The 12,427-nt window shown below is 31.7% G+C and carries 5 protein-coding genes; all 5 read right to left on the bottom strand.

Going from position 1 to position 12,427, the window contains the following annotated elements; genetic code table 11:
- Window positions 1-69 precede the first annotated feature (69 nt).
- Window positions 70-975, bottom strand: coding sequence for a GyrI-like domain-containing protein (locus D1816_RS20050; RefSeq protein ID WP_118505224.1), 906 nt, complete (start codon window positions 973-975; stop codon window positions 70-72).
- 35 nt (window positions 976-1,010) lie between these two features.
- The gene (locus D1816_RS20045) at window positions 1,011-2,339 is read right to left on the bottom strand and encodes a vanadium-dependent haloperoxidase (protein ID WP_118506298.1); all 1,329 of its coding nucleotides are present in this window, start codon (window positions 2,337-2,339) and stop codon (window positions 1,011-1,013) included.
- A gap of 34 nt (window positions 2,340-2,373) precedes the next feature.
- A complete protein-coding gene (locus D1816_RS20040; RefSeq protein ID WP_118505222.1) occupies window positions 2,374-5,646 on the bottom strand; it encodes a VCBS repeat-containing protein in 3,273 nt (1,090 codons plus the stop codon).
- Window positions 5,647-5,721: 75 nt separating this feature from the next.
- Complete coding sequence (locus D1816_RS20035; RefSeq protein ID WP_118505220.1) at window positions 5,722-9,027, bottom strand: VCBS repeat-containing protein; 3,306 nt, start codon at window positions 9,025-9,027, stop codon at window positions 5,722-5,724.
- Entirely contained in the window at window positions 9,020-12,337 is a 3,318-nt protein-coding gene (locus D1816_RS20030; RefSeq protein ID WP_118505218.1) for a VCBS repeat-containing protein, read from the bottom strand. Before D1816_RS20030 ends, D1816_RS20035 begins: the two co-directional genes overlap by 8 nt.
- Window positions 12,338-12,427 lie beyond the last annotated feature (90 nt).

Below are 12,427 nucleotides of genomic sequence, written 5' to 3'. Positions count from 1 at the left end.
ACTATATTTTATATGCTATTCTATGCTACTTTTATGAAAAATTCAATAAAACATTGATATTTAAACCTTTCAATCTTTAATTGGCAAGAATATTTCTGTTTTCCAATCAAGTTCATTACCTCCTTGCATTGGATTGTTATAAAAAATCTCTAGTGGAGATCGTTCAACTTTTATATTATGATTTTTGGCATATTCTAAGAGTTTAAACCATGCCTGATCACTATTTCTATAGTTACCGTAATATGTTGCTTTTAAAACTTTTTGAGAAGAAGTATGTTTATACTTTAGACCATTCAACTCTGGTATCGTATCTTGATGTAGTATCGGAAATCCAAATTCAAACGTAATACGATCACTTTTATCATCCCATTTATTTACTTTAACTAATGGATATCCTCCTCTTTTTAAGTTATTTTCGATTATTTTTGGGTAAAGAAAATCATTATTATTGATCATAACTTGCGCCTTATCTGATCGTTTTGATTTCATTTGAATATATACATATTCCATTCCCGGAATTTCCTCTTCTCCATTAATCTCAACTTTATATTTTTTTGAAAAATCGAGAAAAATCTTTCGAAATTGAATCATCTCATCCCTAACCCCATTCATTAATGTTGAAGATCCAGTAATTACCTTTAACCGATTATTAATGCTATGTTCTTTTGAAATTACACCAACTACCACTTTAGTGATGGTATCATTTACTTTCTTAAAATTCCAATCTAAAATAAAGCTCTCGTTTTGCTTATTAATTTCTTGGTTAACGTGGTTAAATTCGATTGCTTCTCGTAATGTTACATTTTCTTTTTTTTCATTCTTACCCCATAATTTTAATCCTTTTACTTCATAGTATAAACTTGCCGGGCTCGTTGTTACTTTAAATGTAATTTGGTAATCATACTCTTTTATACCCAAATACCATATTGTTAATCCTAAAAATAGAATTGAAATTATAGCAATTATTTTTTTCATATACTACTAGCTTATCAGTCTCATGATATATAAGGTTAGTTACTTTTTTTCATTTGAAGTTTTTTAACCACGAAACTTCCTAATGAGCGACCTTGATCTAATCCAAGATCTATCGCTGCTCGATAATGAATCCCTCCGTACAATCGACTAATTGCCGCTTCGTCTGCGGCTTGATTAAATGAATTAAACGAGCGTATTGGTAAACCATATCGCAATTCGGTATCATCATTAAATTCGAAATTATCCCCGAAAATAGACGTTAATACTGTCGAAGCGGCTCCTGAAACTACAGAATGCCCGCTTGTATATTCCGGAAAAGGTGGAGTTTGCAAAACAGGCTCCCAATTTTCATCAATATGCTGATTTATTAGTGTCTCTGGACGTATTAAATTACTTCTGTATTTTTCATCCCAGCAACTAATAAATGCATCTGCAATTGCTATTGAAGTCTTAGTATATGCAAAAACAGTTTTTGAGAAATCTGCATTAGTTTTTTCACAAGCAATCTTACATATCCCAATCCAATGTGCTCCTGGTGTTATTTTTTTTGTTGCAAACATTAGGTGTCCTTTATGCGTAGAAACATAAGGATTACAATCCCAAAATTGCGCAATTTCGAGTTTTTCTGATTCTTCTCCTTCCTTTTTGATTGTCTCACCCACCTCATAAGTTTCTAAAAGCTCTTTATAAAATGCAGATTCTTTTTCTAAAGAAAAGTCAGGATATCTTGCTGGTTTAAATTGTGCCGAAGAGTCTATAATCGAAGGCCTTATTTTTGACCAATGTGGCTCTATCCCATCCATATAATCAGGTGGTGTAGGTTGCCATCTTGAAGGATCTTCTGTATTAACAGAGAATTTAGGCATCGTTCTAGTCTGGGCATAATTATCACTAGAATACCAGCTTTTTATATGTTCGGCGACTTGATTTCCATATGCTTTTGAATCTTGAAAAACGGTTTTATTTTTGGTTTGCCATGACGCATATAAACTATCTTGATATACGTTTATTTTATCCTCAGAAAAAATAAGATTCTTTCCTATTTCCAGGTACGCTACTAGTGATGCCATAGCATAATTTATTTGTTTACCATCACCAGCCTTTGGGATAGAATTTAGACCATGTAATTGGCTTTGTAATGAATTGTATTCATTTTCTTCTTGACAGATTACTTCGTAGGCAGCAATATTGGCATAATTATATATTCTACTAGCTACTGGAGGTGAAAAAATATCATGTACCATAACTTCAGTAACTTTATCGACTGCGGCATGATAATCACTAGCCGTAATATTAATTTCTTGATTCTGATTTTGACATGATGCAAAACATATAAAAATAGCGAAGAGTCCTATACATTTCATATGTATTCTCTTCAAAAAAATGCTAGTGTTTACTTTATTTGAGAATTTCATAAATTTCTGCTTTTTCATTGTGTATGGTAATTAGCAAATAGTCTTTAGTATCAAAATTAATAATATTTAATCCTCTAATCGATTTTTGAGACAGATTAACATTTAGTACAGTTGCATCAATAATTTCATCATTTGTACGCAATAAAGCTCCTCCGAATCCATCAAATTTGCCATGGTAGGGAATGACTCCAAAATAATTGCCTGCCATAAATATTTCTTCATTTCCATCCCCATTAAAATCATGTCGAAGCATTCGCGTGATTGGTGCTACTTGTAATTCTTCCTTAAATGGTATAAATACGAAAGTGCCATTATCATTCCTTAAATATCCCGAAGCTAACTGATGCACTTCTAACAAAGTAGCTTTATTTAAGGTTTCTTTTCCGAATACATTCTCTATTGTAAGACCTGCAAATGTCTTATAGCTAGTAAATTTCTTTCTTAAAAAGTTTAATTGTCCTGATAACTCATCCAAACCTAAGGCTGTATAATACTTTCCGTCTTTTGGAAGCGCTAGAATAGTCTCTGTTTTTTGATTATTATCAAAATCAGAATAATACAAACGTAGCGGAAAATCCTGAGATGCTTTAAATTTTGTATTCAAACCAAAATTACCAAGTACATAATCTAAATCACCGTCTTTATCTATATCAAATTCTTGTAACGACTGCCATAAACCATTTAGTTTTTCTTTATAAAGTGTCGTTGTTACATCTTTTAAATCACCGTTTTTATTTTCAAAAAAACGAGGAGACATCCATTCTCCGATAATAATTAAATCTTTGACTCCATCGTTTGTAAAATCACTCCAAATAGCATCTGTTACCATTCCTATTTGTTGTAGTGCTTTATTTTCTTTTACACTAAAATTTCCCTTATCATTTATGAGTATATATGAATTTGGGATTTTTCCAAAATCGTTAGATACTACATACCCTCCTACGAAGATGTCTAAGTCGCCATCTTTATCTATATCGTTGGGTTTTATAATTGATTCGTGTTCAAATAATTCTGGAATCTGACTTTTCTCAAATCCTGAGTTTGATTTAAGGTATAATCTATCAATTAATTCTTTAGATTTTCCGAAAAACTCTCCTCCTGATGAAGCTATTAAAAGGTCATTTTTTTGATCCGCATTAAAATCTTCGATAATAGCAGTTACATCTTCTTTCTTTTTGTCGGCATCTAAAAAATCCAGAAATTGCTGTTGAAAGCCTGTTTTTGTTTGAAAAAATAGCTGAGAGGGGTTATTTTTTGAACTTCCAAAGAAAACATCATCCATACCATCCCCATTAAGATCCCCAATTGCTGTAGCGGGACCACGATCAGAAATTCTATAGGGTATCAGTTTTTGTCTATTAAAATCAACATAGCTATTTTCTTTGTGTACGTATTGTAACCCGGGAATACTATCTAATTTTCTAAACCAATTTTTATCAGGTTTAGAAAAGATCTTGGTATAATTTACAGCATCTCTTTTATGCAATACTTTTATCTGTAAGGTCTGATTGGTTTTTATATTTTCTGCCACTTGTATGGTATGATCTGGCCATATAATTTTTAATGAATCTACCACCTCAACATTTCCATATCCAAAATGTACAATTGGTTCTGATGACGACTGAAACCCTTTTGTGGTATATAATTGTCTATGTTGCACAATACCATTGTGATAGGATATTACTTTAGTTCCTATCCCAAATTTATTTTTCTCTTTAAAATTAAGTTTTAGTTTTAAGAATTTATTTGTACCATCTATTTGATTGCGATAAAAAGTCACCGGAGAATTGATATTGTTTGTAACTAGATCCAAATCCCCATCATTATCAAAATCTGCATATGCACTTCCGGTACTGGCCAATTCCTCTTTTGGCAACCATTTTTTCGACTGATCTGCAAAACGTATGTTTTTGTTCCCCTGGAAAATATAATTCTGTACAACTCCAGATGGCATCATATCAAGAGCTTTATTATCTACTAACTTTGTATTATGAAGTTGTTCTTTGATTTTTGTATCGGAAATATATTTAATATAATCTAAATTATTAGGTCGTTTAGGAATACCATTTGAGATAAAAACATCTTGTTCTGCATCTTGGTTATAATCGGCAAACAACGCAGACCAACTCCAATCTGTAGCAGAAAGACCACTAAGTAATGCTGTTTCGGTAAAATATTCTCCTTCTTGATTGATTTGAAGCATATTTCTAGCATATTGATAGTGATATCCCAATCTATTAATTCGTATTGCTAACATATCTACAGTTTCATCTCCCGCCGATGCCTTAAGAACCGCCTCATCATCTGGGGTCATATCCAAAGTTAGGATATCTTGATATCCATCATGATTAATATCTGCAATATCACTTCCCATAGAAAAGCGACTAGTATGTCCAAATTTTTCTTTTAATCTTTCTGTAAAAGTCCCATTTCCATTATTGATATAGTAATAATCATCTTCATGAAAATCATTACTTACATAAATATCTGTAAATCCATCATTGTTAAAATCCGCTGTAGCCACCCCAAGTCCATATCCATTTCCTCCGCTATATATACCAGAAGCTTCGCTTACATCTGTAAATATTGATCCATCATTACGAAGTAATTTATCACCACTTTCATCACTTTTTTTATTACGTAACGCGGCTTTTCCATATGAATTTTGAGTATGAACTGCATGGTTTAGCAAATACATATCTAAATCGCCATCGTTATCATAATCAAAAAAGCTCGCTGAAGTGCTATAGTTTTGAAAATCTAATCCGTATTGTGCTGCTTTCTCAGAAAATGTTCCGTTTTTATTATTAATGAAAAGTTCATTTTTACCTTTCAGACCTCGAAGTCCGACTACTGCACAAACATAAATATCAAGAAAACCATCTCCGTTTACATCTGCCATCACTGCTCCAGTATTCCAATCTGAAGTTCCAGAAATACCTGCCTGTTCTGTTGCATCTTTAAATTGAAAATCTCCAGTATTGAGGTAAAGTTTATTTTTGCCCTGATTTGCTGTAAAAAAAACATCTACCAGTCCATCGTTATTAACATCTCCAACAGCAACTCCAGCACCATTATAGAAATATAAATAATCCAGAATATTAAGTTCTTCTGTAGGAATCAAAGTATTCTGAAATCCAACTTTTGTGATTTCAGAAGACATCTTATGGAATACTTCTCCTTGTTGTAATTTTTGTTGAGTACAACTACAAAAAAGTATAATCCCTAAAATTATTATGATCTTATATTTAATCATTCTTTTGTATTCTACCTTTTCGGTTTATTCAACCCTGAAGGTTTTGAAAACCTTCGGGGTTTAGACAAACAATTTCTATTTTTTTAATTTAAAAATCTTAGGAGTTTTGTTATTAATTCCTGAAATCAAGTACTTCTCTCCAGATTTATTTTTCAACCAATGTAATTCTTTAACCTCACCTTCAACAAAAAAACCGGAAGCTTTTTGATCTATATACTCTCCATTACTGGTACTTAGTAGAATATTACCTGTACTTGCATCTAACCTTGAGAATTGTGGTTTAAAGCTATAATTGTTACCTGCTACAATAAGATCCAAAACTCCATCATTATTTAAATCCTCTGTTTCTATATCGCAAATACAGGATATTTGCACTTCATCTGGTAGTGTTTTAATTTCAAAATTACCTTGCCCATCATTATAAGCGATAAGACTAGCAAAATTGTTCACACTTTTAACAGTAGCGTTTTGTAATACTTCTGGAGAAAACAATTCATCTATTGCTTTGGTTGCATATTCTGAAAATTTTAAATTTTGTTTTTTCAAAACATTGATTTGCCCTGTTAGTTCATTTCTTAAGTGTATCGGAATATCTCTACCATCGATTGTTTGTGTAAAAACTTGTTCTATGGTTCCATTACTATCAAAATCATGAATATACATCTTTACAGGGTTTTCATTATCAGCCTGATACATTGCATTAAGGCCTCGATTTCCCAGTATTATATCAATATCACCATCTTTATCAAGATCTTTAGCTTCGACGGTATTAAACCAACCAGAAATACTATCCAAATTTGTGTTAAAACTGATTAATTTTTCTTTAGTATTCTTAAAAACTTTAGGAGACATCCACTCTCCCACCACAATTAAATCTTTTATTTTATCATTATCTATATCTTGCCATATAGCATCTGTTATCATACCTATAGTACCAATCGCTGTAGCCTTATTTTTAGTAACATCTCTAAAGTTACCTTTACCATCGTTTTCTAAAAGATAACTGTTTGGGGAAACTCCGTACATTCCAATAACACTTTGACTTCCAACAAAAATATCTATATCTCCATCTTGATCGTAATCATTAGAGGCTAGAGCTGCAATATTTGTTTGTGTTGGAAGTATAATACTACCTCTTGAAAAAATACCTTTTCCATCATTTACATAACTTCTAACACCAGTTCGAGCTCCTTTAAAATTACCTCCAGAACCAATAATAAGGTCTAAATCTTTATCTCCATCAATATCTTCAAAAACGGCAACTGTATCCTCGAAAAAATCTTCAGTCTCGAATTTTGTAGGTTTTAATTTACCATCATGACTTTGTAAATAGACTTTTCCTACTTGTCCATATGCGCCACCAATATATACATCATCATTTCCATCATTATTAACATCACCTATTGCCATTGCTGGCCCTTCTCTGGATTGCATTTTATATAGCAAACCTTCAAAATCAAAGTCAACATAAGCATCTTCTTTATGAGTAAGGAGTTCTTGCTTTACGGGCTCAAAATACTTGCCTTTTCCTGTTTCAGGAAAAATATACTCTTGAGTAGCGTCTTTTTGATCTAACGTGAGTAGTGAATTTAGTTGTACATCTTTTTTTACAAGGGTTTTTCGATTTGGAAATATCACTTGTAAAGAATCTATTGTATTGATAGTACCAAGTCCTATCGTCATGATATATTCGATAGACGATTGAAAACCTCTTGAAGGAATTAATTCTTGTCTAAAGATTTTATTTTGAGAAAAAACCTCAACAATACTTCCGATACCAAATGTATTTTGATCTGCTCCTTTAATTTTTACTTTTAAGTACGCGTTCTTTTTTTGTTCGCTATGGTTTTGATAGACTCCAACGGGCATATTAAAATTGTTTACGATCAGATCTAAATCTCCATCATTATCCAAATCCCCATAAGCAGAGCCGTTAGAAAATGTAGGTTCTTCAAAGCCCCAATCTATTGTCTGATTAGAAAATGTAAGGTTCCCATTATTTTTAAAAGCGTAGTTGGGAATTGGGGTAGATGGCATTTTGTTAATAATCGAATCTACTTCTTCTTTTTTACCTGTTAAAGTCATTTTTTGTATAATAGTATTGGCAAAAAAGTTCATAAAATCTTGATTTGTGAGATCGTGATAAATACCATTGCTTACATAAATATCTCTATACCCATCATTATCCATATCAAATAACAGGGCGCCCCAACTCCAATCTGTTTTTGCTACTCCGCCGTAAAAAGCTATTTCTGAAAATGTATTATCCCCATTATTTAGTTGTAATGAGTTTTGCATATATTGATTATAAAAATCTCGGCTTTTTTTCAGGGTATATACATCATAACTTTCAAAAGCACTGGTTTCTTTGAGTCTCTTATCATCTTCTGGAAGCATATCGGTTACAAAAATCTCTGGTAGACCGTCATTGTTAATATCTGCCATATCGGCTCCCATTGATGAAATACTTAAATGTGACATCCATTTTTTTATTTCTTCATTAAATGTCCCGTCACCTTTATTGATATATAAATAATCTCTTTCATAGAAATCATTAGACACATAAATATCAGGTAGTAGATCTTTATTTACGTCACCTACTGTTACCCCTAAACCAAAACCAATTAGACTTCCGTATATTCCTGCTGCCTCACTAACATCTGTAAAAACACCTTTATCATTTCTTAGGAGTTTATCACCTCCTCCTTTTAAAATCTCAGGAATATTCCAATCTTTGGCTCTTACATCTCGTTTGTTTACATATCCCAGACTACTTACTGGTATAAAACTATTGTTTAAAAGGTAGACATCGAGATCCCCATCAAGATCATAATCAAAAAAAGCAGCATGTGTTGTAAATCCACTATCGGCTAGATTATATTGTGCTGCTTTTTCTGTAAATGTTAAATCACCATTATTAATAAATAATTCATTTTTTTGATCATCACCTTCTACATTACCTGCATTACATACGTAAATATCTAATAACCCATCGGCGTTAATATCTACCATTACCACACCTGTAGACCATGCATTTTTTCCTTTTATATTTGCCGATGTCGTAATATCCTCAAATTTAAAATCGCCTTTATTAAGATATAATTTATTCTCCTTTCGGTTTGCAGTAAGATATACATCAGGCAATCCATCATTGTTAATATCACCTATAGCAACACCACCACCGTTATAAAAGTTTCTATATTTAAAAATATTGAAGTCCTTTTCATTATGCACTTGATTTATAAAATCGATATTTGTACTTTCTGAAGATACCTTCGTAAATAATGTATTTTTTGGAGTTACAATTTCTTCCTTTGATTGTTCTTTGACACAAGAGACCAACATCACAAGAACAATACAATGATATATAAATTTATTCATCAGTATATTTCATTTTTTTGACAACCTGAAGGCTATCATTATTTAAAGTAAACATCAAAAATTCTTCGTTTTTTATTTTAATACTCTTTACTGATCTTACGGCTCCTTTAACACTTAGCTTCGCTTCTTTATGGCTTTGAAAACCTCCTGCTTTATCATTAAGTAGTACAACTCCGTAAGACGCATCTAATCTACTTAATTGAGTACTGATCTCATATGTATTTCCTGCAAAAATTATATCTGGGTATTGATCATTATTAATGTCATTAATCAAAATATCATGTACTGATGATATCTGAGTTTCCCAGGGTAGTATATGAGTTGTAAAATTAAGATCCCCCATATTCTCAAAATAAGTAGTGCCTAACGTATAGACTTCTTTTTTCTTGGCTTTGTTAATTTTAGAGGATGAGAAGTAATCCTTAAAGTCTGCATCAGCGAATGCGCCGTAACTTAAGTACTTTTTGTTTAATTGTGGAATTTGTTTTACTAATTCATCTTTGGTAGCAATAGAAGTTTCTTTTCCTTTATAATAATATGTAGCAATAGGATCTATTTTACCATTATCATCAAAATCGGCAAGGTATAATTTAATAGGTTCTTTTACTGTGGCTTTTAATCGGCTATTTAATCCCCAATTACCCGCAACAATATCCAAATCACCATCGTTATCCATATCATGAACTTTAATAGTATTCCACCATCCATTTGTATTTTTTAAAGACAGAATTTCTTCTTGTTTAAAATGTCCTTTCCCATCATTAAATAGTATTGTAATGGGCATATAGTGACCTGCTAATACCAAATCTTCATAATGATCTCCATTCATATCTATAAATTGAGCGTCATAAACGTGCCCTATTGAACTTAATTGAGGAGCAAGATCAGAAGTTACATCTTTAAAATTACCTTTTCCATCATTTTTAAAAAGATAATTCTTTGGTACCACTTCGTATTTGTTAGGCACACTAGCGCTACCTATAAAAACATCTATATTTTTATCTCCATCAATATCAGAACTTACTATTGTAGATGCATTAATTTTATCTGCAAAGGTTCCTATTTTCTTTTTAAAAACCCCTTTTTCATTGATATACAAACTCGGTGCGCTTTGATAATTTTCTAATTTTTCGTTACCTCCATAAATGGAAATTACATCTAGATCTCCATCATTGTCTATATCTAAAAAACATTGGTCTACATCCTCAAAACGTTTATCCAAATCAAAATCACTTTGCTCACTCTTTTTAAAATTTCCGTTTGCTTGTTGTATAGAAAGGGTAGCCGCTTTAAATCTTCCTCCAGGAATAAAAACATCATCTAATCCATCATTATTAACATCTACTACAGAAAGATGGGGACCCTCATTAGAATTTGTATAAGGTATCAAAGGTTCTACATCAAAATCTTTGGTTTCAAAATCTTGATGCTTGAACTTTATATTTATCGTATCATTTTTAAAGAAAACCGCTGAGCTTACTTTAGATTTAACAGTTTTAGCCCCTTGTCTATCAACGGTTACTAGTTTATTTGCCTCAATATTTTTAAGAGTTGTTATTTTTTTATCAGGCCAATACACCTGTACAGAATCTAGTATAGTCGAGTTTCCTAAGCCAAAATGAGGTATCAAAGAAACTGATGAAAGATATCCTCTTGTAGTAAAAACTTCAGACATTTGCATGGCATCATTAGTATAGACAAAAATCTTAGCTCCTATAGCATTTGGATTACTTTTAGTGCCGTTTAATTTAATTTTTATGTAGTTATTTTCTTGGATAAACAGATCTGATTGGTTTTCATACACAAATGCTTTCTCATCTATATTATTTGTCACAATATCCAAATCACCATCATTATCCAAATCAACGTAGACTGCCCCATTACTGTATGACGGAATAGTTTCTGACCAAGAATCTGAAACATTATCAAAGGTCAAGTCTTTATTATTTTTATAGAAATAGTTAACCGTTTTCTTATTGGGTATTTCTTTTATAAGAGCTAAATCTTCTTTGGTCATTCCTTTACTTATTCGCTTCTGAATATTCTCATTTGCGATAAAACTTATAAAATCCATGTCATTTGTTGCTCCTTTAATACCATTAGAAATAAATACATCTTTATAACCATCATTGTCAAAATCTGCAAGTAGGGGCGTCCAACTCCATTCTGTTGCTGCTATCCCAGAATAAAAAGCTATTTCGCTAAAATCACCATTACCCCTATTAAGCTGTAATGCATTTTGCATAAACTGAGCTCGGTATCCGTTTTTTAAATACTGATTATAGGTAGAAAAGCCATATTCTGTACCTGAAGATTTATATGTGGATAAATCCTCTGGCAACATATCTAAAGATAATATATCGACTAAACCATCATTATTAAAATCTGCCATATCAACACCCATTGAAAAGTGTGAAGTATGTTGAATTTTTTTTTGATCAGAAGAGATTACTTCTTTAAATGTTCCATCCTTTTGATTGATATATAAATAATCGTTTTCAAAAAAATCATTACAAACATAAATATCAGGATACATATCACCATTAACATCACTTGTTGCAATACCTAACCCATAACCTATCGCTCCTTGAAAAATACCAGCCTCTTTAGAAATATCCTGAAAGACTCCATTATTGTTTTCATACAATCGATCTCCTGAAAACGGATCAATTTGTTTTCTTTTTGAACCTCTTCCGTATGTACGATTAGGATGAACAGAATGATTTAACAAATACATGTCCAAATCTCCATCTAAATCATAGTCAAAAAAACTTGCTTGTGTCGCAAAGCTCGAAACATCTAAATTGTATAAAGATGCTTCTTCTTTAAAAATGGGAATACCCATCTCATCCACACCTTGATTTACAAAAAGCTTATTTTTACCTCTTATATTTTTATAGTTAGCAACTTTACATACATAAAGATCTTGTAAACCATCCTGATTAATATCAACTACTGTAACTCCAGTCGACCAACCTTGATTATCTTTTAAGATCTCAGACTGGACTTTTTTAAACTTAAGACCTCCTTGATTAATATATAACTGATTTTCGTTTTGATTAGCCACAAAGTACAAATCTTCTAAACCATCATTATTAAAATCTGCAACTGCTACTCCGGCTCCATTATAATAATAGAGGTATGTTAAAATATTAAGCTCAGGAGTATTTATTAATGTGTTACTAAATGAAATACCCGTACGGTTACTTGACAACACATTAAAAAGATGTGATTCCTTTTCTATCTCACATGATATAAAAAGAAAAAAGGTAAGCAGTGAGATACTAATATTTCTGAAAGTAAGATTCAAGAGTTATTTTTTATCAATTAAAATTACTATGAATAGAGCCCTTCTATGACAGAAGGGCTCCATTCTAAATACATTTTATTATAAATCAGG

It is taken from the genome of Aquimarina sp. AD10, from assembly GCF_003443715.1.
GTDB lineage: Bacteria > Bacteroidota > Bacteroidia > Flavobacteriales > Flavobacteriaceae > Aquimarina > Aquimarina aggregata.
This window is presented reverse-complemented; position numbering and strand designations above follow the sequence as displayed.